At 57.2% G+C, this 23799-nt stretch carries 23 protein-coding genes; 8 read left to right on the top strand and 15 right to left on the bottom strand.

Annotation, left to right across the window (positions count from 1 at the left end):
* Nucleotides 1-144: 144 nt before the first annotated feature.
* Together ACTIDN_RS08560 and ACTIDN_RS08565 are read left to right on the top strand one after the other, a co-directional pair.
* The gene (locus ACTIDN_RS08560) at nt 145-1287 is read left to right on the top strand and encodes an OmpA family protein (protein WP_441376712.1); all 1143 of its coding nucleotides are present in this window, start codon (nt 145-147) and stop codon (nt 1285-1287) included.
* 110 nt (nt 1288-1397) lie between these two features.
* Entirely contained in the window at nt 1398-2516 is a 1119-nt protein-coding gene (locus tag ACTIDN_RS08565) for a THUMP domain-containing class I SAM-dependent RNA methyltransferase (protein WP_441376734.1), read from the top strand.
* Between the two features lie 45 nt (nt 2517-2561).
* Here the strand turns inward: ACTIDN_RS08565 and cysK are convergent, their stop codons facing one another.
* On the bottom strand, nt 2562-3548 hold the full coding sequence (cysK, locus tag ACTIDN_RS08570; RefSeq protein ID WP_441376713.1) for a cysteine synthase A: 987 nt from the start codon (nt 3546-3548) through the stop codon (nt 2562-2564).
* A 147-nt stretch (nt 3549-3695) separates the two neighbouring features.
* Here cysK and ACTIDN_RS08575 point away from each other — a divergent pair, with 147 nt between their 5' ends.
* Nucleotides 3696-4145, top strand: coding sequence for an RrF2 family transcriptional regulator (locus ACTIDN_RS08575; protein ID WP_048838349.1), 450 nt, complete (start codon nt 3696-3698; stop codon nt 4143-4145).
* Between the two features lie 128 nt (nt 4146-4273).
* Here the strand turns inward: ACTIDN_RS08575 and ACTIDN_RS08580 are convergent, their stop codons facing one another.
* Nucleotides 4274-4816, bottom strand: coding sequence for an Ig-like domain-containing protein (locus tag ACTIDN_RS08580; protein ID WP_441376735.1), 543 nt, complete (start codon nt 4814-4816; stop codon nt 4274-4276).
* A gap of 455 nt (nt 4817-5271) precedes the next feature.
* Here ACTIDN_RS08580 and ACTIDN_RS08585 point away from each other — a divergent pair, with 455 nt between their 5' ends.
* From ACTIDN_RS08585 to ACTIDN_RS08595, 3 genes are all read left to right on the top strand, one after another.
* Entirely contained in the window at nt 5272-5805 is a 534-nt protein-coding gene (locus tag ACTIDN_RS08585) for a hypothetical protein (protein WP_415507946.1), read from the top strand.
* Nucleotides 5806-5990: 185 nt separating this feature from the next.
* Entirely contained in the window at nt 5991-8018 is a 2028-nt protein-coding gene (parE, locus tag ACTIDN_RS08590) for a DNA topoisomerase IV subunit B (RefSeq protein ID WP_441376714.1), read from the top strand.
* Nucleotides 8019-8036: 18 nt separating this feature from the next.
* Complete coding sequence (locus ACTIDN_RS08595) at nt 8037-8933, top strand: EamA family transporter (protein WP_441376715.1); 897 nt, start codon at nt 8037-8039, stop codon at nt 8931-8933.
* Between the two features lie 22 nt (nt 8934-8955).
* On the opposite strand, the gene ACTIDN_RS08600 is transcribed toward ACTIDN_RS08595, so the two are convergent.
* The 13 genes from ACTIDN_RS08600 to ACTIDN_RS08660 all read right to left on the bottom strand — a co-directional run bounded on the left by ACTIDN_RS08600 (nt 8956) and on the right by ACTIDN_RS08660 (nt 21357).
* Nucleotides 8956-10473: a complex I subunit 4 family protein gene (locus ACTIDN_RS08600; protein ID WP_441376716.1), complete on the bottom strand. Its 1518-nt coding sequence runs from the start codon at nt 10471-10473 to the stop codon at nt 8956-8958.
* A gap of 116 nt (nt 10474-10589) precedes the next feature.
* Complete coding sequence (gene mutL / locus ACTIDN_RS08605) at nt 10590-12554, bottom strand: DNA mismatch repair endonuclease MutL (RefSeq protein WP_441376717.1); 1965 nt, start codon at nt 12552-12554, stop codon at nt 10590-10592.
* Between the two features lie 29 nt (nt 12555-12583).
* A complete protein-coding gene (locus ACTIDN_RS08610) occupies nt 12584-13102 on the bottom strand; it encodes a DUF3035 domain-containing protein (RefSeq protein ID WP_415507951.1) in 519 nt (172 codons plus the stop codon).
* A gap of 53 nt (nt 13103-13155) precedes the next feature.
* Complete coding sequence (gene lspA / locus ACTIDN_RS08615; RefSeq protein ID WP_415507952.1) at nt 13156-13656, bottom strand: signal peptidase II; 501 nt, start codon at nt 13654-13656, stop codon at nt 13156-13158.
* Nucleotides 13653-16574, bottom strand: coding sequence for an isoleucine--tRNA ligase (gene ileS / locus ACTIDN_RS08620; RefSeq protein WP_441376718.1), 2922 nt, complete (start codon nt 16572-16574; stop codon nt 13653-13655). Before ileS ends, lspA begins: the two co-directional genes overlap by 4 nt.
* A 164-nt stretch (nt 16575-16738) precedes the next feature.
* Nucleotides 16739-16924: a hypothetical protein gene (locus ACTIDN_RS08625; protein WP_415507954.1), complete on the bottom strand. Its 186-nt coding sequence runs from the start codon at nt 16922-16924 to the stop codon at nt 16739-16741.
* The gene (locus ACTIDN_RS08630; protein ID WP_441376719.1) at nt 16921-17865 is read right to left on the bottom strand and encodes a bifunctional riboflavin kinase/FAD synthetase; all 945 of its coding nucleotides are present in this window, start codon (nt 17863-17865) and stop codon (nt 16921-16923) included. Before ACTIDN_RS08630 ends, ACTIDN_RS08625 begins: the two co-directional genes overlap by 4 nt.
* A 2-nt stretch (nt 17866-17867) precedes the next feature.
* Nucleotides 17868-18581, bottom strand: a complete 714-nt coding sequence (mtnC, locus tag ACTIDN_RS08635) for an acireductone synthase (protein ID WP_441376720.1) — start codon at nt 18579-18581, stop codon at nt 17868-17870.
* The gene (locus ACTIDN_RS08640) at nt 18578-19123 is read right to left on the bottom strand and encodes a 1,2-dihydroxy-3-keto-5-methylthiopentene dioxygenase (RefSeq protein WP_441376721.1); all 546 of its coding nucleotides are present in this window, start codon (nt 19121-19123) and stop codon (nt 18578-18580) included. The genes mtnC and ACTIDN_RS08640 overlap by 4 nt, the downstream gene beginning before the upstream one ends.
* Complete coding sequence (locus ACTIDN_RS08645) at nt 19120-19728, bottom strand: methylthioribulose 1-phosphate dehydratase (protein ID WP_441376722.1); 609 nt, start codon at nt 19726-19728, stop codon at nt 19120-19122. Before ACTIDN_RS08645 ends, ACTIDN_RS08640 begins: the two co-directional genes overlap by 4 nt.
* Before the next feature lie 99 nt (nt 19729-19827).
* Nucleotides 19828-20073: a twin-arginine translocase TatA/TatE family subunit gene (locus tag ACTIDN_RS08650; RefSeq protein ID WP_415507959.1), complete on the bottom strand. Its 246-nt coding sequence runs from the start codon at nt 20071-20073 to the stop codon at nt 19828-19830.
* 172 nt (nt 20074-20245) lie between these two features.
* Nucleotides 20246-20659: a CHAP domain-containing protein gene (locus ACTIDN_RS08655; RefSeq protein WP_441376723.1), complete on the bottom strand. Its 414-nt coding sequence runs from the start codon at nt 20657-20659 to the stop codon at nt 20246-20248.
* A gap of 20 nt (nt 20660-20679) precedes the next feature.
* Entirely contained in the window at nt 20680-21357 is a 678-nt protein-coding gene (locus tag ACTIDN_RS08660; protein ID WP_441376724.1) for a regulatory protein RecX, read from the bottom strand.
* Between the two features lie 241 nt (nt 21358-21598).
* Between ACTIDN_RS08660 and ACTIDN_RS08665 the strand changes: the two genes are divergently transcribed.
* Together ACTIDN_RS08665 and argF are read left to right on the top strand one after the other, a co-directional pair.
* A complete protein-coding gene (locus ACTIDN_RS08665) occupies nt 21599-22801 on the top strand; it encodes an aspartate aminotransferase family protein (RefSeq protein ID WP_441376736.1) in 1203 nt (400 codons plus the stop codon).
* Entirely contained in the window at nt 22798-23796 is a 999-nt protein-coding gene (gene argF / locus ACTIDN_RS08670) for an ornithine carbamoyltransferase (protein ID WP_441376725.1), read from the top strand. The genes ACTIDN_RS08665 and argF overlap by 4 nt, the downstream gene beginning before the upstream one ends.
* Nucleotides 23797-23799 lie beyond the last annotated feature (3 nt).

Below are 23799 nucleotides of genomic sequence, written 5' to 3' on the forward strand. Positions count from 1 at the left end.
CAGGCACCTATGTGAAAACAGAGCGATGTGCCTGTTGCACATGACGCAAGTTTACAGCAAAGAAGACAAGCTTATGTGCTTTATCTGCACACCTACCCACATGCCCGGCCACTACCGAACCAGTGCCACAGCAGGGAGAATAACATGAAGCTGCGCCAAGGCCTCCTCGCGCAAACACTGCTTTCTGTGCCTTTGGTCGCAGGGCTTTTACTGTGCGCGGCCCCCGTTATGGCTCAACCGGTACAGGGCCTGTATGTTGGAGGGGAAGGCGGCGCAACCTTCAATCAGGACCAGATGGTCCGCAGCTCTCCCATGTTTCCGCATGGCCGTGACCGGTGGCGTACGGGCGGCGTTGGTATTGGCTCGCTTGGCTATGGGCTGGGCAACGGCTTCCGGGTGGAAGTTGAAGGCGACTACCGTAGCATGGCCTACAAGCAGTTTGTGGGCAGCCCGGCCACAGGTAGGGCAGATGGCCGCCGCCAGACCTACGGCGTTATGGCAAATGCCCTGTTTGATATGGACATAGGTAAGCCTTGGCTGTTCCCGTACTTCGGCGCTGGTGTCGGCTATGGCTGGACACATCTGAACACCAGCCTGACTGGTAACCAGATCAGCCAGCATATGGGCGGTACATTCGGCAACTTTGCCTATCAGGGTATTTTTGGCCTGTCCTTCCCCACACCGTGGGTGGTCGGTCTGTCCATGACAGCGGAATACCGGTTCTGGACCATGCTTGGCCCGCAGTCCCATAGTTCCACTGCATGGGGCACGGTTGGTGGTGCCAACTTGGCAAAACCCTATGGGTTTGCCAGCGGCAACCGCGACACCAAGACGGACTTTAACCACTCCCTGATGCTCGGCTTGCGGTATGAGTTCAACCCAGCTCCCCCACCGCCCCCACCGCCAGCAGAAAGTGCGGCCCCGGCCCCTCAGGCAGCGCGCAGCTATCTGATCTTTTTTGACTGGGACAAAGCAGACCTGACAGACCGGGCGCGCTCCATTGTGTCTGTTGCGGCGCAGGCCTCAACGCACACAACGCTCACGCGCATCACCGTGTCTGGATACACTGACAACTCCTCCGCTCATCCTGGTGAGAAACGAGGCCAAGACTATAATATGAAGCTCTCCCTGCGTCGTGCAGAGGTGGTGAAGGCTGAGCTGATGCGTGATGGTGTGCCTGGCACAACCATTGACCTGCATGGCTATGGGGAAACCAACCCGCTGGTGCATACAGCCGCCAACACCAAAGAGCCTCAGAACCGCCGCGTGGAAATTATCTTCCAGTAAAAACCGGCCATACTGTTTGGTTTCGGTGCCGCTCTGGCTTTGGTCAGAGCGGTTTTTTATTGCTCGTGGCAGATATTGCCCTTTCCCTCCTGCACTGCCATTCAAACATGATGACACACACGCCTGACTTCGAAATTTTTCTGGCTACCACGCCCGGCCTTGAGGACATTTTATGTCAGGAAGTGCGGCTTAAGGGCTTCAAAAACGCCAAGGCTGTTCCGGGCGGCGTAACCATAAAAGGCGGCTGGCCTGAAGTCTGGCGTGCCAATCTGTGGGTCCGCGGTGCCAACAAGGTCCTTGCGCGCCTTGTGAGTTTCCCCGCGCGTTATCTCACCCAGCTTGAACGCCGCACCAAAGCTTTTGAATGGGCTCGTATTCTACGCCCTGACCTCCCATTTCGGGTTGAGGCTTCCTGTGCAACCTCCCGCATTTATCACGCAGGCGCCGCTGCAGAGCGTATTGCCGCTGCCATCTCCAGCTCTTTGGGGGTAGCAAGTACAGAGACTGCCAACATTGTTATCAAGGCACGCATCGAAAATGATGTCTGTACTCTCAGCCTTGATACCTCTGGCGAACTGCTCCACCGTCGCGGGCACAAAGTGGCCGTTAACCGTGCTCCCATGCGGGAGACTCTCGCCTCTCTTTTCCTCACACAATGCGGGTATAGCGGGGCCGAGCCCGTGCTGGACCCTATGTGTGGTTCCGGTACATTTGTGCTGGAAGCGGCCGAAATAGCGGCACGCCTCAACCCCGGCCGCCTTCGTTCCTTTGCGTTTGAGCAACTTGCAACTTTTGACGCCGCCGCGTGGGCGCATATGCGGGCCGTTAAAAGCCAACGCACACCCCCACACCGCTTTTATGGCAGCGACCGAGATAGCGTTGCCATTGAGATATGCGCGGCAAACGCCCAGTGTGCCGGTGTGTCAGATTTTTGCGTGTTTGAGCAAAAGCCTGTGAGCGAGGTGCGCCCCCCCGCCAACGAGCCTCCGGGCCTTGTGATCTGCAATCCCCCGTACGGCACGCGTATAGGGGATAAGGAGCAACTGGCGGCACTTTATCGTGCTTTTGGCCAAACCATGCTTGACCATTTTTCCGGCTGGCGTGTGGGGCTTATTACCAGTGAGCCCACCTTGGCGTATGCCACGCACCTGCCTTTTCTACCCAACACAGCGCCCATACCCCATGGCGGCTTGCGCGTGGCGCTATACCAGACAGCGCCACTGCCATAGAAAACGGGGGCAAAATACTGCCCCCGCTAACCTCTTGGGTAAGTTTTACAGCCCGTTAAACAGGGATGTAGAGAGATACCGCTCCGCAAAGGACGGGGCGATGGCAACAATGGTTTTGCCTGCATACTCTGGCTTGCGGGCCAGTTGCAAAGCAGCATGCAGTGCAGCGCCGGAAGAAATACCAACCGGAATACCATCCAGGCGTGCACACCGCCGGGCAGCAGCAATCGCCTCCCGCTCAGAGACCGTCAGCACACCATCCAGAGATTTCGTGTGCAGCGTTGCCGGGCAGAAGCCGGGACCAATGCCCTGAATGCCATGTGGCCCCGGTTCATCCCCATTCAGGATGGCGCTTTCGGCTGGCTCCACACCGAAAACCTGCAAGCTTTTACGGCGGGGCTTGAGCGCTTCCGCAATGCCTGTTGCTGTCCCACCTGTACCAACACCAGCAACAATGGCATCCACCTGCCCGTCCGTATCAACCCAGATTTCCTCAGCGGTCGTTGCAGCGTGAACAGCGGGGTTGGCCGGATTGTCAAACTGGTCCGGCATCCAGGCATCCGGGGTTTCGTTCAAAATTTCGTTAGCACGGGCAATGGCCCCGGCCATGCCGAGGCGCGCTGGAGTAAGCTCAACCTGTGCGTCCATAAGCCGCAGCATACGGCGGCGCTCAATGGAGGCACCTTCGGGCATGGTTACAATCAGCCTGTACCCACGCGCAGCGGCAACAAAGGCAAGGGAAATGCCGGTATTGCCAGATGTTGGCTCAACCAACACAGTACGGCCCGGCGTAATGAGACCAGCTTTTTCAGCGGCCAGCACCATAGCTGCGCCAATGCGGTCCTTGACCGACCCAAGCGGATTGAAAAATTCCAGCTTCAGCAGCACGCGGGCTTTCAGCTTATCTTCCTGTATCAGATGCGGCACAGCCACCAGCGGCGTGCCACCGACAACATTGGTAATGGAGTCGTAAATACGGCCGCGGGGAGCCGCAAAGCCATATGTCTCGCGGGAAAGATCCGGAGCTGTCATGAAAACGCCTTTTCGTCTGTCTGCATTTCTGTCAACATTATAATACGAAATAACCGCGTAGATAAACCGGACAACCCCTGCTATATGCGGGACAGCCCAGACGTAACGTTACATTTGCCCTTTTTTGAGGTGGAAGGAAACCGGATCATGATCCTGCGCCGTGATAGAGCCATGACGGCTGTTCTCATTATGCTGGACGTTGCATTCCACGCAGGCCGTTCCGGTACAGTCAGTGCTGCGGATATTGCAGAACGTTCCAATCTGGCCCGCCGTGGTATTGAGCCCCTGCTTCAGGCTCTCTCCCGGACAGGGCTTTTGGAAAGTATTCGTGGGCCGCGTGGTGGTTACCGGCTTGGCCGCCCCCGCCGCGATATTTCTCTGGTCGATATTATCAACGCGGTTACGCAAGACGACCAGAACCCGGAAGACGGACCACAGGGTCCGCTTTTTGCCAAGGTGATAGAACCAAGCTGGAAACAGTTTGATAAAGACCTGACCGTGCAGATGAAAAAAACCAGCCTTGATGATCTGGTCAAAAAAGCTGAAACATCCGGCCTGAAGCGCCCCTTGAGCGAGCCTATTACCTTTTCTATCTAGTTATAATAGCCGCTTTCTCCATACAAAAACCCCCGCAGCATTTTCTGCTGCGGGGATTTTCTTGTATCTACGCAATTTTTACGGGTGGCTTGTTTACTAATTTCTTAAACAGGCCACCCTGTATCGTATTATTTTTTGCGCTTAGCTGTCGTCACACGGCGGCGTGCAGGCGCTGCTGCTTTTTTAGCCGTAGTCGGGGCTGTCACGGCAGGAACAACAGGCTTGGCCATAACCACGCCAGTTGCATCTACCTGAGCAGTTACGGTCAGGCGTGTACGCTTCTGCCCGCCACCCGGGATCAGGGTAACAGTGAAGCTGTCTGTACCAGCATAGCCCATATTCGGGGTGTAGCTGACGTGCGTGTCATCATCCAAGCTATACAGGAAAGCTTTCCCGTGCTCTGGCGCAGGTGAAACACCAAAGGACGCATAGGCCTTGCCAGACGGTTGGGAGAGCTTCAGCTCACACAGGCCATCGTCGGACCGGACGGTCATGGTGGTGGAAAGCTGGCCATCCGCACCCGTTTTCACGGGGGTTGTGCTACAGACCGCAGACTTTTTCAGATACCCGAACGGGTTAGGTGTTCCAGTCCGAACGGGACCACTGGTGGTCGCACAGCCGGCAAGCAGACCACCTGTTAGTGCCAGAACGGCTATTCCTCGCAAGCGCACTGTCAGCTCCACTCATTCATCAATTATTACAAAGGATGAACCCTGTGCGGCCGGAGGCAAACTGGCTGAAAGAGTTTTCGGCCCATAAGCGCCTTGCGCACCATGATTCGCTTTTGCGTTTAGAACATCCGCGCCTTGGAAGAAAGGGGCTAAAAAATTCAGGGCTTTCTGTTTTCTGCCGCTTAGTAAAATGCGGCGGCCCAACCATCATTTTGCCCCAAATGTGACGTTTTAAGAGGAAATCTGCGTCGGCGGAGAAAACAAAGTCTTTGAAGGCTTATATGGTATTCAGCCTGAAACACTGACTGACCACTTAAAAATGCCTCTGGCTTTCTCTCCTGAATACGCTATTTCGTGTCGTCGAACCTTTATAAAGACCGTCTCGTATGCTGGACCGCGGGCAACACCTTAACGTGATGAAAAACGCCAGCCCCGGCATCTATCGGAGGAACCGCATGTCCTGTTTTTCTCGTCTTCTGGCCGCAGGCGTTCTCGCTGCGGGCGTACTGCATAGTTCTTACAGCCTAGCGGCTACACCGTGCGGCCACTCCCCCGCACATGAAGCCTTTGATGTGCAGGCCCTGAAGAGCGAGTTGATGGTAACCGCCCTCTCCTGCAGCGCGCAGGACCGCTACAACTCATTTGTCGCCAAATTCCGCAGCAACCTGCTGGATGAAGAGCAGAAGCTGAACACGTATTTCCGTAATACGTATGGCCGCAGCGCACAGCGTGAGCATGACGACTATATTACCCAGCTTGCTAACGTGCAGTCTGAGAAAGGCCTGTCCGCTGGCACCATTTTCTGCCAGCAGCGTTTGGCCATGTTCGACGAAGTGAATGCACTGGACACCACGGAAGATCTGGCAAACTATACAGAAGCCAAGGATGTAACGCAGCCTGCCTCCTTTGAAACCTGTGCAGCACCTGCCACCCCAAGCCGTGCCACACGCCCGACAGCCCGTAAGACACGGTCCGTACGGAAAGCTTGATATAGGCGGTTCCTTTCTTCATTCTGACCCACTTAAGGCCGCGCTCTCCGCGGCCTTATTTTTCCGTACTCGACTCGTATACTCCATAAATTTCCAGCGCGGATGTTCTCTTTTTGTACCTATTTTAAAGAAGAGTAACGTCTAACGCTTGACGAATCCTTCACAAAGCGGGACAGACCGTAACCATGAGCGACCTGTTTTCCGAGCCCCCTCCGCCCTCCCGCCGGTCTGCCGGAAAGGCAGCGAAGCCTGAAGCCGACAGCACGCAAGCCTATGACGCCAGCGCCATTGAAGTGCTGGAAGGGCTGGAACCAGTACGCCGCCGCCCCGGTATGTATATTGGCGGCACGGACGAGACCGCCCTGCACCATCTGGCCGCTGAAGTGCTGGATAACGCCATGGACGAAGCCGTGGCAGGCCATGCCTCCACCATTGATGTCAGCCTTGAACCCGGCAACAAACTGACAATCAGGGATAACGGGCGCGGTATACCCGTAGACGCACATCCCCGCTTTCCTGACCGCTCCGCGCTGGAGGTTATTCTTACGACCCTCCACGCGGGTGGTAAGTTTTCCGGCAAGGCTTATGCAACGTCTGGCGGCTTGCACGGTGTTGGCTCCTCAGTCGTGAACGCTCTGTCTTCCCGCATGGATGTGGAAATTGCCCGTGACCGCGCCATATGGCAGCAATCTTACGAACGCGGCATTCCCGTAACCGCGCTGGAAAAAACCGGAGCCACCCAGAACCGTCGCGGCACACAGATTGCTTTTGTGCCCGATACCCAGATTTTTGGGACGCACCATTTTGTGCCCTCACGGCTTTATAAGCTGTGCCGGTCAAAGGCGTTTCTTTTCCGTGGTGTGACCATCCGCTGGAACTGTGATCCATCGCTGATCAAAACTGGCGACGACACACCAGCAGAAGCAGTGCTGCATTTCCCCGGCGGTCTGGCTGACAGCCTGAGTGATGAACTGGGAGCCTCAGCTCCCCTCCTCACCCCCATGTGGGCGGGCGATGCCGCCCTGCCGCCTGCGGCAGACGGGCGCGACAATGGGCGCGTAGAATGGGCTGTCGCGTTTCTGGAAAGCGGTGCGGCGTCTCTTGCCTCTTACTGCAATACCATTCCGACCCCACAAGGCGGCACACACGAAACCGGGTTCAGGAATGCTCTGGTAAAGGGCTTGCGTGCCTGGGGTGATCAACGCTCCAATAAAAAAGCAGCAGCCATTACGGCGGAAGATGTGCTGGGCAGCATAGCGGCGCAACTCTCGGTCTTTATCCGTGACCCGCAGTTTCAGGGCCAGACCAAGGAAAAGCTTACATCGTCCGAGGCCAGCAAGCTGGTTGAAACTGCCTTGCGGGACCGGTTTGACCACTGGCTGGCGCAAAATCCGCCGCAGGCCGATGCGCTTCTGACCTTTATGATTGAGAGGGCGGAAGAACGCCTTCGCCGCCGTGAGCAGAAAGAAACACCGCGTAAGAGTGCCACACGCCGCCTCCGCCTGCCCGGCAAACTGACCGACTGCACCCGCGAACGTGCTGAGGAAACGGAGATCTTTCTTGTTGAGGGCGACTCCGCTGGGGGCTCTGCCAAACAGGCGCGCAACCGTGAAACACAGGCCGTTCTGCCATTGCGCGGCAAAATTCTGAACGTAGCCAGTGCCACGACAGAAAAATTACGCGCCAATCAGGAACTGCGGGATCTCATTGAAGCGTTAGGCTGTGGGTCTGGCGACAAATTTGAGCTGAGCAAACTACGTTATGGCCGCGTCATCATCATGACCGACGCTGACGTGGATGGCGCACATATCGCCTCCCTGCTCATGACATTCTTCTACCGTGAGCTGCCGGAGCTTATCCGTGCGGGGCATCTCTACCTTGCACAGCCGCCGCTCTACCGGCTGACGCAGGGCGCCCGCTCCGTGTACGCCATGGATGATGCCGACCGAGACCGCAAAATTAAGAAAGAATTCAAGTCTCGCGGTAAAATTGATGTCTCCCGCTTTAAAGGTCTGGGGGAAATGCCCCCGGCGGACCTCAAAGAAACAACAATGGACCCCAAGCGCCGTACGCTGCTGCGTGTTGTTGCTCCGGCGGAAGACCGTCTCGCCACCCGTGAGCGTGTTGAAAGCCTGATGGGCCGCAAACCGGAACTGCGCTTCGCCTTTATTCAGGAGCACGCGCAATCTGTTGGAGAACTGCTGGATGTTTGACCCACTGCTTCCTGCCGAATGAACAACACCGATCTGACAGTTAAAGAGCGCGCCGCCGCTCTGGCACAATTAATTGGCGGCATGGTGTGTTTGCAGTTTGGCTCTTCTACCGCCAAAGCGCTTTTTCCCGTCTTTGGTGCTGCGGGTATGGTGGGGTTACGCTGCTGCTTTGCCACCGTCGTACTGATGTGCATTTTCAGAAGCTGGAATGTTCTATCCTGGCGAGTGCTCAAGCTGGCCTTCCCTTATGGGCTGGCCATTTGCGCCATGAATCTGTTTTTCTATTTGGCGCTCCAACGTATTCCGCTGGGCATTACCGTCGCCATTGAATTTACCGGCCCCCTCTTCCTTGCGTTTATGGGGTCTCAGCGTCTGGCTGACATCGGGTGGCTTGTGCTGACCATTGCCGGGTTGGGATTATTGCTCAACCCTTCCTCCTCAACAGCGCCGGATGCCTTGGGAATTCTTTTTGCCATGGGGGCGGCTGTTGCTTGGGCGCTCTATATCGTGTTTGGCAAACGCTTTAGCGGCAAGCTTTCTGCCGGGCATGCCTGCACTATCGGGCAATTATGCGCCAGCATCGTGCTGTTCGTACCCTGTTTTCTACCTGCATTTTCAACGGGACTAGGCCAGCCCAAACTGTTGTTTCTCAGCTTGGTGGTAGCCATTTGCTCCTCTGCACTTCCCTATGCGCTGGAAATGCGTGCCATGCAGCGTTTGTCTGCACGAGATCTTGGGGTTTTTTGTAGCTTGGAGCCTGTCTGCGCCACGCTGGCTGGCGTTCTCATTTTGCATGAAACGCTACCTCTCAGTCGCCTATGCGGTATCCTGATGGTTGCAGGAGCCTCAGCAGGAACTGTTCTCACGCCACGGCGTAGAAAAAAGCCTGACGACCTGCCCGAACTGCCACAATAACAAAACCCTGACAGCGCGCGTTTTAACGCGCTGCCACAGATAAAGCCGCATGGGGTGTATTTTGCACAACAGCGTTCGTGCTGCCATGAATGGCCTGCATGACCAGCGGGTCAAACAGCCGGGTGAAGCTACCCGGATGTACCCCCATCCATACTGTCACGACAGCCAAAGGCACCAATACAGCCATTTCCGCTGCAGTCAGGTCACGCAGTAGACTGACGGTACCCTTTACGCTGCCAAACAGCACATGCCTGTAAAGCGAGAGCATATAGACGGCACCCATAATCATGGTAGCCCCTGCAAGGAGCGCTACCCAGAATGAAACATGGATAGCCCCCATAAGAACCAGAAGCTCCCCAACAAAAGACCCCGTGCCCGGCAGCCCTATATTGGCCATTGTAAACAGCATAGCCAGAAGGGCCAGAACAGGCATCTGCTTGGCAACGCCGCCAAGAGCCTGAATGTTCTGTGTTTCGGCGCGCCACGTAACGGCAGATACGCAGAAGAACAGGGCTGCAATCACCACCCCATGTGAAAGCATCTGGTAAATTGCGCCATCAATTCCCTCCGCAGTAAGGGTGAATAGCCCTACAGCAACCATGCCCATGTGTGAGAAAGAAGAATAAGCAATAACGCGCTTCATGTCTGTTTGGGCAAAAGCGACAAAGGCCGCATAAATAATGGCCACCACCCCCAAAGCCAGCACATAAGGTGCAAACGCATGCATGGCATTGGGGAACATGAGCACACCAAAGCGCAGTAACCCGTAGGCTCCGGTTTTAGACAGCACGCCTGACAGCATAGCAGAAGCTGGCGCAGGGGCTTCAGAATAGGCATCAGGTAACCATGCATGGAGCGGGAACAGCGGCAGCTTGACGCCAAACGCTAGAATGAAAGCCAGCAGCAGCCACCCCTGCATAACCGGGGAAAATCCTGCCTGCATAAGACCCTGTATGTCTGTAGTACCCGCCTGTAGCCACATGGCGACCAGCGCAATGAGCATGAACAGAGAGCCACCGAACGTAAACAGGAAGAACTGGAGGGACGCCCACATCCGTCTGGCCCCGCCCCATACGCCAATCATCAAGCTAGCTGGAATAAGCGTTGCTTCATAAAAGACATAGAACAGCACCAGATCCTGCGCTGAAAATAGGCCAAACAGCGCCGTTTCAAGCAGCAGGAATGTGATGGAAAAGGTACGCACCTGCGTTTGCACCGTGCGCCAGCTTGCAGCCAGCGCGAGCGGGGTGAGAAATGCAGTGAGCAGGATAAAGACCAGAGAAATACCATCTACACCCGTATGGTAGGAAATCCCTTGGTCTGCCATCCAGCCTAACCGGGTTTCAAACTGCAAACCGGGACGGGTTGGGTCAAATTGTGCCCATAGAACGGCACTGAGCCCCAGCACCAGAAGACTGGTCCAGAGGCTGAGCCATCGTGCGCTACGCCCTTCGTCTGCCCCTCCCCGCCCTAAAAGAAAAACCAGCCCTGCGCCAGCAAGAGGGAGATAGGTTATGAGCGAAAGCAAGGTGGGGTACACGGCGTTCTTACCATCCGGGTTACATCACGGTAGCGCTAACTGTGCGCCTTTTTGGTGCTGCAAGCCAGAGAAGCGCTGTTCACGTTCCGCCGAGCAGGTTTCCGGCACTCACCCTATCAGCGGCGGCCGAAAAGCTTTTCCAGATCCTTTTTGCTCAGTTTTAACCAGGTTGGTCGCCCGTGGGAGCATGTGCCGGCCCGCGGTGTTGCTTCCATCTGGCGCAAAAGGGCATCCATTTCTTCACGTGTCAGGCGTCGCCCTGCCCTGATACTGCCGTGGCACGCCATCCGGGCAATGACAGCATCCATCCGGCTATCCAATGAGGGCATTTCTTCCGGGCTGCCATTATCGTCCGCTTCCAGCTCATCAGCCAGATCACGCAGGAGACCTACCGAGTCGCTGGTGTTCAGCATAGCCGGAAGTGCACGGACCAGAATGGCACCGGTCCCGAACGCCTCAACCTCTATACCCAGCTTGGCCAACATCCCTTGCCGCGCGGCCAGAAGCTCCACCTGCAAGGGTGGCAGGTCCACAACATCCGGCACCAGCAGGCGCTGACTTTGCACAGTGCCGCTTAAAAATTGTTCCCTCAGCCGCTCATGGGTCAAACGTTCATGCGCTGCGTGCTGGTCCACCAAGACAAGGCTTCCGTCTGCGGCCACAGCAATGACATAGGTATCCAGCACCTGCGCCACAGCAGCCCCAAGTGGATGATCTGCTAAAGAGTCTCCCGAAGTAGGAACGTAAACGGGCTCCGGCTCGCCCCCCACAGACGAACCGGCTACCAGACCCTGAGCGGATTCTCCCCCAAACCTGTCGCCCAGAGGGGGCAACATACGGGCTGTCGGAGCATCTCCCAACCTGAGGCGAGGCTCTGCCACTACTGTTCCCGCCCGCAAAGGAAGAGTTGACGCCGCACGCCCCGGTGCTGGGGGAGCAGGCACTACTGGCCCGGCAGAGGTTTCTGGTGGATACCAGATACGCCCCGGCTTTACGGCTGAGAAGGAGGGCCTGACACCGGCATTTCCAGCCCCACCCTCCAAGGCACGGGTCAGGGCACCAATCACCAGAGACCGTACAGCGGCCTCATCTGCAAAACGTAGTTCCGTTTTTGCCGGGTGGACGTTCACATCCACCCGGTCGGGGGGGATAGTGAGGGTAAGGGCCACAACAGGGTGGCGGCCATGTTCTATAACCCGGCGATAGGCCACTCTGACTGCTGTTTTCAAAACGGGATCAACAACAGGCCGACCATTCACCAGCATGAACTGCCCTGTCGCTGTAGCCCTGTGCACGGACGGCCCACACGCAAAGCCGGACAGCACCATGCCATCCCGCTCCCCATGAATACTCAGAAAGCCATCAGCTTCGTTCGCGCCTAGCAAGGCAGCGGCACGGGCCGCCATGTCCTGCGCTGGCAGGTCAAACAAAAGCCGGTCATCCATACTAAAACGAAAGGCTGTTTCCGGCACAGCAAGGGCCAAGCGCCTTACAACACTCTCAGCGTGATTACCTTCCACCCGTGGGCTTTTAAGGAATTTCCGCCGTGCTGGGGTGGCAAAAAACAGGTCTTCCACCACAACGCTAGTCCCAACGGCACCAGCACTTGGCTCTGGCGCTGAAACCTTGCCCCCTGCAACATGAATACGCCACGCCCCGCTCTCCCCTTGTGTACGGGAGGTTATAGTCAACCGCGCAGCCGCGCCGATAGAAGGCAGCGCCTCCCCCCGAAACCCAAGGGTGCGGATATGGACCAGCGATTCATCCTGAAGTTTGGACGTGCAATGCCGCTCAACGGCTAAAGCCAGTTCATCCGGGGTCATGCCGCACCCATCATCTGTGACGATGATGCGGTCTATCCCGCCACGTTCCAGACTGACATCCAGCCGGGTGGCACCTGAATCTATGGCGTTTTCAACCAGTTCCTTCAAAGCGGCAGCTGGCCGCTCTATGACCTCACCCGCCGCAATGCGGTTGACCAGAACCTCTGGCAAGCGGCGCAATGTTGGGCGACGCGGCGCGGACGCAACGTTTTCTGAGGGAACCGAAGAAGAGGAAGATAAAAAAGAAGGGTCTGACATAGCCAGACCCTTTGTATCAGAACGGCTGCCTATTTGGGAGCGCGTTGTGTGGGGGTCACCCCGTGTGTAGGAGATTTGCCCAGAGCGGCATTTGTTTTCAGGCGGCGGTTTTCTTCATCCGCATCCACCACGGCACCGGCTTTACCGCCTTTCCAGAACATAAGCTGTTCTACAAAGCCTGAACCGGCCTGCCCCAACTCACCCTGATCTGGCGCGTCAGCAGCCTGAGAGGCTTCTGTCACCAGCATGCTCTGGCCATCACTGTTGGAGCCGCTCTCACCGTGCAATGCGACATCAGGCGAGAGGGTTTCAAGCGCCTGCAAGCGTTCGCTCTCGTCCTGCGGACGCTCTGCACCGCTCACGGGTTTTGCCAGTTCGTCCATTGGCGGCATAGAAAGCGGTGCCCGCGTGGTGACGGTATACTCATCCGGCATACTACGTTCGAGACCGAACGCCCGCGCTGCCTCGGAGCCGGAGCACCCGGTCAGCAGCACACATCCGCCAAGAAGCAGCAGCGGAGAAATCAGTGTCGAAACTCGGCGTGCCATCTTCTGCCTTTTATCCTTCCTGCCCAGCCTGCCGGAGGGCAGGTCGCTTTTTCTCAAGTTGTCTGGTGCTCTTTGCCCATAAGGACATTTTGCACCAGTAATACGCAAACTGAGCACACTATCGCGGAATCAGCTACGTTAAATACATACCATGACCATCCAAACGCATGGGCATGGATAAAATCCACTACCGCGCCGTACCGGACACGGTCCATCACATTCCCAATGGCACCGCCAGTAATGGCCCCCACACAGGCTGCGGTCAGCCTGCTTGGTGTGCGTGCCATCCATACCAGCAAAATGCAGGCCACCGCTAGAGCAATGACCGAAAACACTATGCGCCCGGCCCCGCCTAACCCACCAAACATGCCAAATGTCACGGCGTGGTTCCACACCATGCTGAAGTTCAGGAAGGGCAGAATGGCTATGGACCCTTTATCGGGCAAATTCAGCCCGTAGAGAATCCAGTATTTGCTCAACTGATCTGCTGAGAGCGTCAGCATTAACACCAAGGCTCCCAGACCAAATGGCCGTGCTATGAGAGGCTTGCTCACACGCCCCCCTGCATACTACCGGCTTTACCCAAGCCCGCCTGCTCTACAACATCGGCGCAGCGCAGGCACACACCGGGATACTCTTGGCGGGTACCGGTTTCTGGCAGAACTTTCCAGCAGCGCACACATTTCTCACCCTCTGCCACACGCACAACAGGTGCACCGTGCAACGTACCGCCCTCAGCCCCTTCCACATAGAGAGAGGCACTTTCCGGGTCGACCAGCACATCAACGTGAGACACAATGGCAAGCTCGCTCCAGTTCACACCGGTAAACAGAGCAGCCTCTTCCTGTGACAAAGTCAGTTCGACCTGTGCCTGAAGGGAAGACCCGATGGTGCCATCACGCCGTGCCCCTTCAATCTCGGTGGTGATGATACGGCGGACAGCACGCAGGCGGGTCCAGCGGTCATCAAGCTCCGGATTGTTCCACTCTGCTGGCAGATCAGGGAAAGGCTGCATGTGCACACTTTCCTCATCCCCAAAGCGGGCGGTCCATGCTTCTTCTGCCGTAAAGACCAGCACCGGAGCCAGCCACGTGCTCAGGCAGCGGTGCAGGTAGTCCAGCACGGTGCGCGCAGAGCGACGGGTATGGTTATCTGGCCCATCGCAATACAGCGTATCTTTCCGGATATCGAAATAGAAGGCGGACAAGTCTGTTGTGCAGAAGCCATGCAGCGCCGGGTAAACCCCAACCCACTCGTGCGTTTCCACTGCACTCGCAATCAAACCGCCAAGGTCCGTCAAACGGTGCAGTACCCAACGTTCAAGCTCTGGCAGTTCTGCATAGGGCACAGCTTCTTCTGCTGTGTAACCATCCAGCGCCCCTAGCAGCCAGCGCAGTGTGTTGCGTAACCGGCGGTAAAGCTCACCCTGCTGCTTAAGAATTTCCTTGCCGATACGCAGATCCTCATGCGTGTCGGAATTCATGACCCACAGGCGCAGGATGTCCGCCCCAAGGCTGTCATTCACGTCCTGCGGCGCAATGACATTGCCGAGAGACTTGGACATTTTACGGCCCTGCTCATCCAGCACAAAGCCGTTGGTCACAACAGCTTTGAAGGGAGAAATGCCGCGCGTACCCACGCTTTCCAACAAAGAGGACTGGAACCAGCCGCGGTGCTGGTCAGACCCTTCCAAATACAGATCAGCCGGGAAGCTCAAATCCTGCCCACCCAGAACGAAGGAATGGGTGGAGCCACTTTCGAACCACACATCCACGATGTCGAACACCTGTGCGTAGTCATCGGGGTTACGGTCCGGCCCCAAGAAGCGGGACGCTGGTGCACTGTACCAGACATCTGCGCCTTCATCCCTGAAAGCATCCACAACGCGCTGCATAACTTCGGCGTCCCGCAGCACTTCGCCCGTACGTTTTTCAACAAACACCGCAATAGGCACACCCCACGCGCGCTGGCGGCTGATGCACCAGTCCGGGCGGTTTTGTACCATTGAGGTCAGACGGTTGCGGGCCTGCGCGGGGACAAAAGTTACGTCTTCCAGCGCATTGAGCGCCTTTTCACGCAGGGCCCCTTCCCCATCCATGCTGATGAACCACTGTGGGGTTGCACGGTAAATAATGGGCGCACGAGACCGCCATGAATGGGGGTAGGAATGAACAATCTCACCCCGTGCCACCAACCCTGCCGGCGCTGTGCCCGCAGCGTTGGCCTGTTCCATGGCGTTTGTCAGAGCAATGCAGACCGGGTCTGCCGCCTTGAACACATGCACACCAGCAAAGCCCGGAACCCACGGAGAGTAAGTGCCGTCATCCTGCACTGTCTCCGGAACTTCCACACCGTAAGTACGGCACAGTCGGAAGTCATCTTCACCGTGAGCAGGGGCCATATGCACAAGACCCGTACCGGCATCGGTCGTGACAAACTCACCGGGAAGCATGGGCACATCAAAATCATAACCGGAACCACGCAGCGGATGAGCACATACGGCCCCTTCCAGTGCGCTGCCCGGCAGCGTGTAGAGAATGTGATGCGCTGTAACGTGTGCTTCTTTGCAGAAGGACTCGACCAAAGCTTCCGCAACCAGCAGTTTGTTGCCCGGCTCCAGCAGGGCACCTTCTGCCGTATCGTCTACGCGCAGTACAACGTACGTGACCTCCGGCCCGTAAGCCAGCGCACGGTTACCCGGAATGGTCCAAGGGGTTGTGGTCCAGATAACAACGGAAACATCCGCCAGTGCATGAGCCGGGGTTGGGTCCTTAACAACCGGGAAAGCCACCAGAATGGTGGTGGATTTGTGGTCGTGATATTCAATTTCGGCTTCGGCCAGAGCAGTCTTTTCAACCGGGCTCCACATGACCGGGCGCAGGCCACGGTACAAGCCACCATTGAGCAGAAAACGGCCAATTTCCGCTACGATAGCGGACTCGGATGAAAAATCCATTGTGGCATAGCGGTTGGCCCATTCGGCCTGCACACCCAGCCGTTTGAATTCTTCCATCTGGATAGCCAGCCATTTACCTGCATAAGCCCGGCATTCCGCCCGGAACTCAAGCACCGGCACACTGTCTTTATCGCGCTTGGCCTTGCGGTATTCTTCCTCAACTTTCCATTCGATGGGAAGGCCGTGGCAGTCCCAGCCCGGAATATAACGCACAGCATAGCCTGACATGCGGTGTGCGCGGTTAATGACATCCTTACCAATCTTGTTCAGGGCATGGCCAATATGCAGGTGGCCATTCGCGTAGGGCGGGCCGTCATGCAGTGTAAAAGGCTGCCGCCCTTGCGCTTGCGTTTTTATCTGCTCATCCAGCCCAATTTCTGCCCACCGCGCCAGCCATTCCGGCTCACGCTTTGGCAGGTTCCCACGCATGGGGAAGGACGTGCGGGGCAGAAAAACCGTATCGCGATACAAATCGGCGGGAGAAGTTTTTTCTGTGTCGCTGCTGGATGTAGACATGGAACGGCAGGTGTCACTCTGGTTCGGGTTCAACTCAATGCGCGGCAGGCACAGATGTGCGAGCGCTAAGCATGGTTATCAGAGCGCACGGGCGGCGGGTCAAGCGGCTCCGGCGCAAATGGGCTCGTTTTGCGGTTAGAAAACCGCATTAGGCTTAAACAGCCTTACCGTAGGTCGCCGTTTTTATGCCGGTATACAAGGTCGTTCAGCAAATACGTGACAACGGCATAGGTAAAAAGACCGGCTATTGTCGTTTCAAGATACTGCCGCGGGGGCACAACCGCATAGAGCACAAACGCCAGAAGCGGCAGGCCTATGGCGTAAGAGGCGACCCGTAGAAGAATAGTCATACAGCCGCAGCTCCCGCACTGAGGACAAGCCGGGCTACCTGTGCATCCTGCGCAATTTGCGCCTTCAGGGCATCCAACCCGTCAAACCGCTTTTCCGCCCGCAACATCCGGTGCAGAACCACAGAAAGCGTCTGGCCATACAGATCTCCCTGATAGTCAAACAGATTGACCTCCAGCCTGCTTTCCTGACCATCGTTAATGGTCGGCCTGCGGCCAATATTGGCAACACCGGGCTTTGTGCTGCCATCTGGCAGGCGCACGGTGACAGCATACACACCGCGGGCTGGCTCCAGATGCCTGCCAAGCGGGATATTGGCTGTAGGGAACCCCAACAGGCGGCCGCGCTTGTCCCCATGCTGCACCACGCCCCGAATGGACCATGGCCGCCCCAGTTCATCCCGTGCGCGTTCAGGATAGCCTTCCTGCAAGAGCCGCCGGATGCGGGTGGAGGAATATGGCCCGGCAGCATCAGCCAGTGCTGAAACAGAGGTAAACCCCATCCCCAGTTCCGCCGTCCGTTCTGCCAGAAAAGGCACGGAACCACCGCGCCTGTGACCAAACGCAAAATCTGGCCCACAGGCTACGTGCTTTAGCCCCAGACCATTATACAGCACGTCCTCTACAAACTGCTCGGCTGGCATGAGAGAAAAGGCTTCATCAAACGGAATCTGAAACACATGTTTCACGCCAAGCGCGCCCAGAGCAGCGAGACGTTCATCCGAAAGAGTCAGGCGAAAAGGTGGGTCCTGCGGGCGAAACAACTCACGCGGGTGCGGGTCAAACGTTACCACGGCCAGAGGCAGATCTGGCCGTGTAGTATGCAGGGTGTGAACCAGATGGGCGTGCCCAAGATGCACACCATCAAAGTTGCCCAGCGCCGCAGCACAGCCCCGTGCCTGCTGCGGAATAGTCAGCCAGCTTTCGTGCAACTGGGCATGCATGGTCAGGCCTGCCCTACACCGGGCAACCCGAACAGGGACGCCGCTTCAATCAAATTGCCTGCCACAGGGTACTCAGTTCCGGCCACCGTACCATCTTCGGGGCGCACAATCTGGCACACGAGTAAGCCCGCCTGCGCTGCGGCATCCAGTTCCGCCGTTACGTCAGAAAGGAACAACACGTCTGCCGCTTTCCAGCCTGCCTCCTGAAGCAGAGCAACGTAGCTGGTCGCCTCTTTTTTGCCGCCTACGCGCAGGTCAAAAAAACGGGTGAAAAGCGGGGTGACATCCCCTTGTGCTGTATGTCCGTAAATCAGCTTCTGGGCAGGTTCTGAGCCTGAGGAATAGACGGCCAGTTCAATACCCGCACGGTACCAGCTTTCCAGCATAGGCACGACATCAGGGTACAGGCGCGCGACGAGAGCGCCACGTTTATAGCCTTCCGCCCAGACAAGCCCTTGCAACGCTTTAAGGGGGGCTACTTTGGCATCCTCATTCATCCAGCGTTCAAGCTGCTCAAGGGGTGAGACGCCGGGGGCCAGCTTTTCCGTCTCAGCCAGAGCAGCCTGCACCGCAGGGTCAGATTTCCGCTCTTCCAGCACGCGCGCCATGTGCGTGCGGGCATAGGGAAACAGAACATCATGCACGAAGGAAACCGGCGCTGTTGTGCCCTCAATATCAAGCAGCACAACACGTGGGGCAGAAACAGCAGTTTTCATGAGGGATACGCCAAAAATTGATGGGCAAGGTCCGTACCGGTATAATCGGCTATCCAGCCTTCCTTGCGGGTGAAAATACGCAGGGTCACAAAATCTGGTACCGGGCCACCATCAAACCAATGTTTTGTGCCTTCTGGTACGGAGATCAGGTCTGTCTGGGTGCATTCCACATCATAAATGCGGTCCGCCACATGCAGGATGAAGTGCCCTCCCCCATGCACAAAAAACCGCACTTCATCTTCGCTATGTGTATGCTCAGACAGGAACTTGCCGCGCAGTGTGGGCCAGTTGGGCGTCTCTGGCCCAACGAGCAGAACATCGGCAGAGCCTGCGCCCGTCTCTCCCATCAGCTTATCCAGAAAAGGCCGATAAGCGGCCAGAACGGTCTCCTCTCCCGCATCACGGGCAGGAATTTCCGGGCCTTCCCACCGCTCAAACCTCACACCCATAGGGCTTAGCTCTGCGGCTATTTTGGCGGGGTCAGACGTGACCAGCACAGGGGTTTCCGGCACTGTATCCTGAAAAATAGTGAGACGGCTCATACACCCAGCTTCCTTCGTTCCAGAAGGCAGGCCAAAAGAAACTCCAGCCCTTCCAGTCTGGCCAATGCGGTTGGCATATCCTTGCCCCACACATAAACGCCATGCCCCCGAATGATGTAGCCCGCAGGCATGGCCCCAAAATGCGGAGCAACCTCCCGCGCCAGCCTCGCTATATCCTGATCATTCCTGAAAAGAGGAATGGCGAGAGAGGCATCATGAGTGGTCTGCCCCTCAAACACCTTCTGCACTTCGTAATCAGAGAGCAGCAACGCCTCTGTAGGCTCGATCATGGAAAGCACGGTCGATGCCACAGAGTGGCCATGCAACACGGCTCCGGCAGAGGGGTCCTGCTGATAAATCTGGCAGTGCAGCAGGGTCTCGGCACTGGGCTTGTTCCCTGCATCATGCGGTTTGCCGCTTTCATCAACCGTGATGACATCCGCTGCCTGCAAAAAGCCCTTATGGCCCCCTGAGCGCGTAATGGCGATACGGCCATCTGCCAACCTACGGCTGATGTTTCCTGCTGTAGCAGGCACCCAGCCGCGGCTATCCATACGCTGCCCTGCTGCAAGAATATCCTGCACAGCCTGCGCAAAATCCGTCATGAACCCTGCCCGACCTCTCTCATGAATGAATGTATGACTACCTGCGTCCCTGCTCACGGTTCTGCTGGCGCACACGGCACCACCAGCCCGGTAGGGGCCTCAGGGCTGGCGCGTTTTATCTCGCTGTGCAGCCTGATCCACCGATGTAGCGGACGGCGCAGGAATATGGCCGCCGGGGCGTGTGGCGCTCTCATCCATCGGCTCATCATCAGCCATATGCTTTTTGAAAGACTTAATGCCTTTGGCAAAGTCACCCATCATAGAACTGATTTTACCGCCGCCACCAAACACCACCAGCACAACAATAAGCACGATCAGCCAGTGCCAGATGCTCAAGCTACCCATTCAACAGTCCTTTGTTTCCCTGTGACACAGGCTGGACGGCCCAGATACCCTGTGTCTGTCCTTCTTTCACATGGCGGCCATTGTGCTGTCATGCAAGTCTGTTCTGTCTTATATCAGACAGCAGGCCCGCTGTATGCCCCAAGCACAATACCTCACCTGAGCCTGAACAGGCTTATGGTTCTATAAAACCATAAGTCGGGTAGATGGTTTTACCCATCCCCTTTATCGGGCTCCACCAGACACGCACACGCGTCCAGTCATTTGCAGCAGAAACATCTTCCACGGGGGCGCTGCGCGTTATGCGGCCCGGCTCCCAATTGGCGTGTTCAACCAGCACCCAACGGGCACTTTTAACCTGCTGCACAACAGAAACATGCCCCGATGGCAGGCGGCGCGTGGACCGAAAAACCAGCACATCGCCTCTGCGGGGCGTATTGCTGCGACCATAAACCCTACCTGCCTGCCCCCACCAACTGGCTGCGGCGCCGCGCAGATTAACCGCCGAGTGCTCACGGGCATAAGGCGCACACTGCACTGAGCCATTCCACCCACGGCCGCCCGCGCAGGCGGCCAGAAAAAGAGGCACTACGTAAAAAACGGCCCGTTTTACGACTCGGACTTTAATCGTTCGACCCACTGTGCCGCTTCCTCCGGATCCATATCCAAAACCTGTTCTGCAATATCGCGCCCAAAACCGGAGCGTGCAAAAACACCCAGCGCTTTCTGCCGTTCAGCCATAACGCGTAAGCGGCGCTCTTCCTGCGTTTCTTCGCCTTCAGCATGTGGGGCGTCTCGCCGCAGGCGTGGCAGGCTGGCAAATGGCCCCAAACGCCGCTTGCGGGCGGCTGTCAGGGCAGCAGAAAGCTCAGTTTCCCGCGCTGAGAACCCTTCCACTACGTCCTGTAATGCTGCGGCCCGTACCTCTGCCTCAACACCCTTGGCGGCCAGATGGGCCTGTACGGCCTTGCCTGACCGCCCCGAACGGGTAAGCCGCTTGGCACGAGCCCGGGCAAAGGCATCATCATCAATAGCACCAAGCTGTACCATGTCTGCCGCAACAGCCTGCACAACAGGCCGCAGGGCCGCCATATGCACAGCAATATCCTCACGGTCCGCTCCGGCTTTCAGGGCCGCACGCTCCCACCGCGCTACACGGCGCAGCAATACCTGCTCCAACCCGTGCTGGGTTGTGGCAAACCGGGCCAGATGCGCCAGTGCGGCTTCTCTCAACGCCGCTTTATCCGGCGGGGAAGGACAATCAGAAGGTAAATGAGACAACGCCATACGCGGTTCTATGCCCCAAAACAGAGTGCTATGGCCACTTTGTGCCGCCACAAAGCAACAATAGGCAAGAATTGCGCCAGTTTCATGAAAGAATTTCGATCTCAACGTTTGACACCGGGGGGCGGCCGTTGTCATCATGGGGTTGCAACGGATCGCCCGCTCCAGCACGGCAGCGGGCTTTTTTCGTTTTGCACCTGTTTTTCATTTTTCACGCAATGACCGCAACACAAAGACAAAGTTCATGATTCCAGCCCTGACCCCGACCTACAACCGCGCAGACCTCGCTTTTGAGCGTGGCGAAGGCGCCTGGCTGTACACGACGGACGGGCGACGATTTCTGGACTTTGCCGCGGGCATTGCCACCTGCTCCATAGGGCACGGGCACCCGCACTTGGTGCAGACAATTCAGCAGCAGGCTGCCAAAGTCATGCATGTGTCCAACCTGTTCCGGGTACCGCAAGCTGAAAAGCTGGCCCAGCGGCTGGTTGATAACAGCTTTGCGGATAGCGTGTTCTTCTGCAATTCCGGCGCTGAAGCCAATGAGGGCATGGTCAAGTTTGCCCGCCGTGCACAGGCGCTGGCTGGCCACCCGGAACGGACAGAAATCATCTGCATGGATGGTGCGTTTCACGGGCGGACGCTGGCCATGCTCTCCGCCACCGGAAACCCCAAATATCTGGAAGGCTTTGGCACACCGGTTGCTGACTTTGTGCATGTACCTTTCAACGATATCGAGGCCGTAAAAGCCGCCATTGGCCCGCGTACTGCTGCCGTCATGCTGGAACCCATTCAGGGGGAAAGTGGCATTAAGGTTGCTTCCACCGCGTATCTGCAAGCTCTACGCGCCTTGTGTGATGAAACCGGTGTGCTGCTGGCGCTGGATGAAGTGCAGTGCGGCATAGGCCGTACCGGCAAGCTGTTTGCACATGAATGGGCAGGTATTACGCCAGACGTTCTGTCTAGCGCCAAAGGTCTGGGTGGCGGCTTCCCCATCGGGGCTGTGCTGGCAACAGAGGCCGTTGCCAAAGGCATGACGGCTGGCACCCATGGCACTACATTTGGCGGCAACCCCCTCGCCTGCGCCGCCGCAAACGCCGTGTTGGATGTTCTGCTGGCCCCCGGCTTTATGGAACAGATTCAGGCGCGTGCCACCCTGCTCGACGGCCTGCTGGATGACCTGATCAAACAGGCTCCGGGCGTTTTTGCGGAGCGTCGCGGTCTTGGCCTGCTGATCGGTCTGCGCTGCATCCCCGCTGTGGGGGAGGTGCAGGCTGCGGCACAGAACGCTGGCCTGCTCTGTGTCACAGCAGGTGACAACGTCTTGCGTCTGGTCCCCCCGCTGACCCTAACTGAAGAGGACTGCCGGGAGGCTGTCTCCCGCCTGCGAAAAGCGGTTCTATCCGACTCTTCTGCTGATACGACTGTTCTGGAGACATCACTGTGAGCGCTGCCCTTTCTTCTGTTCCTGCCAACACAGACAAGGCCGGCCCTCGCCACTTCCTTGACCTGAAAGATCTGGATGCAGCAACGCTGCGCCAGATTTTGGATGTCGCCCGCAGCATGAAAACCATGCAGCAGAAGCGTCGCTTTCCACTGCACCCACGCCGCCCGCTAGAGGGGCGGATGCTGGGGATTATTCTCTCCAAACCTTCCACCCGCACCCGCGTGTCCTTTGAGGTCGGCATTCGCCAGCTTGGAGGGGATGCCATTATCCTCAGTCCCGGTGAAATGCAGCTTGGCCGGGGTGAAACCATTGCCGATACTGGCCGTGTTCTCTCTCGCTTCGTAGATGCGCTAGTCCTGCGGACAGGCAAGACTGACTCCCTGCAAACATTGGCGAAATGGAGCAGCGTGCCCGTTATCAATGGGCTGACACCCTCGTCACACCCAGTGCAGATTCTGGCTGACATCCTGACATTTGAAGAGCATCGCGGCCCAGTAAAAGGCAAGACCTTTGCCTGGACAGGCGATGGCAACAATGTGCTGACCTCCCTGATTGAGGGGGCGGTCCGCTTTGGTTTTGCCCTGCGCGCTGCAACCCCACCGGACATGCGCCCTGCACAGGATGTGCTAGACTGGGCCACAGCGCAGGGTGGTGACGTACAATGGACGGACGACCCCAAAGCGGCCGTTCACAAAGCAGACTGCGTTGTGACTGATACATGGATCAGCATGTCTGATTCGGAAGATGAAGCAGCAGCGCGCATTGCCAAACTCGCGCCCTATCAGGTGAACACAGAATTGATGGCTCTTGCCGCGCCGGATGCCCTGTTTATGCACTGCCTTCCTGCCCATATTGGGGAAGAAGTCACGCAGGATGTTTTTGAAGGCCCACATTCTGTTGTGTTTGACGAAGCTGAAAACCGCCTGCATGCCCAGAAAGGTATTCTGGCATGGGCTATGGGCGGTGCGGACTGGGCCTCTTTTGGCAAGGAATAAAGC

The organism is Acetobacter sp. (assembly GCF_052102375.1).
Classification (GTDB): Bacteria; Pseudomonadota; Alphaproteobacteria; order Acetobacterales; family Acetobacteraceae; genus Acetobacter.

Excerpts from the sequence above, each read along its gene's own strand:
- ACTIDN_RS08595 (WP_441376715.1), top strand. The coding sequence starts at position 8,037 with ATGAACAACACCGATCTGACAGTTAAAGAGCGCGCCGCCGCTCTGGCA.
- ACTIDN_RS08630 (WP_441376719.1), bottom strand. The coding sequence starts at position 17,865 with ATGCATGCCCAGTTGCACGAAAGCTGGCTGACTATTCCGCAGCAGGCA.
- parE (WP_441376714.1), top strand. The coding sequence starts at position 5,991 with ATGAGCGACCTGTTTTCCGAGCCCCCTCCGCCCTCCCGCCGGTCTGCC.
- ACTIDN_RS08610 (WP_415507951.1), bottom strand. The coding sequence starts at position 13,102 with ATGGCACGCCGAGTTTCGACACTGATTTCTCCGCTGCTGCTTCTTGGC.
- ACTIDN_RS08585 (WP_415507946.1), top strand. The coding sequence starts at position 5,272 with ATGTCCTGTTTTTCTCGTCTTCTGGCCGCAGGCGTTCTCGCTGCGGGC.
- ACTIDN_RS08660 (WP_441376724.1), bottom strand. The coding sequence starts at position 21,357 with ATGGCGTTGTCTCATTTACCTTCTGATTGTCCTTCCCCGCCGGATAAA.
- ACTIDN_RS08565 (WP_441376734.1), top strand. The coding sequence starts at position 1,398 with ATGACACACACGCCTGACTTCGAAATTTTTCTGGCTACCACGCCCGGC.
- ACTIDN_RS08640 (WP_441376721.1), bottom strand. The coding sequence starts at position 19,123 with ATGAGCCGTCTCACTATTTTTCAGGATACAGTGCCGGAAACCCCTGTG.
- ACTIDN_RS08560 (WP_441376712.1), top strand. The coding sequence starts at position 145 with ATGAAGCTGCGCCAAGGCCTCCTCGCGCAAACACTGCTTTCTGTGCCT.
- ACTIDN_RS08650 (WP_415507959.1), bottom strand. The coding sequence starts at position 20,073 with ATGGGTAGCTTGAGCATCTGGCACTGGCTGATCGTGCTTATTGTTGTG.
- ACTIDN_RS08625 (WP_415507954.1), bottom strand. The coding sequence starts at position 16,924 with ATGACTATTCTTCTACGGGTCGCCTCTTACGCCATAGGCCTGCCGCTT.
- mtnC (WP_441376720.1), bottom strand. The coding sequence starts at position 18,581 with ATGAAAACTGCTGTTTCTGCCCCACGTGTTGTGCTGCTTGATATTGAG.
- ileS (WP_441376718.1), bottom strand. The coding sequence starts at position 16,574 with ATGTCTACATCCAGCAGCGACACAGAAAAAACTTCTCCCGCCGATTTG.
- ACTIDN_RS08665 (WP_441376736.1), top strand. The coding sequence starts at position 21,599 with ATGATTCCAGCCCTGACCCCGACCTACAACCGCGCAGACCTCGCTTTT.
- ACTIDN_RS08575 (WP_048838349.1), top strand. The coding sequence starts at position 3,696 with ATGATCCTGCGCCGTGATAGAGCCATGACGGCTGTTCTCATTATGCTG.
- ACTIDN_RS08645 (WP_441376722.1), bottom strand. The coding sequence starts at position 19,728 with ATGACGGATTTTGCGCAGGCTGTGCAGGATATTCTTGCAGCAGGGCAG.
- mutL (WP_441376717.1), bottom strand. The coding sequence starts at position 12,554 with ATGTCAGACCCTTCTTTTTTATCTTCCTCTTCTTCGGTTCCCTCAGAA.
- cysK (WP_441376713.1), bottom strand. The coding sequence starts at position 3,548 with ATGACAGCTCCGGATCTTTCCCGCGAGACATATGGCTTTGCGGCTCCC.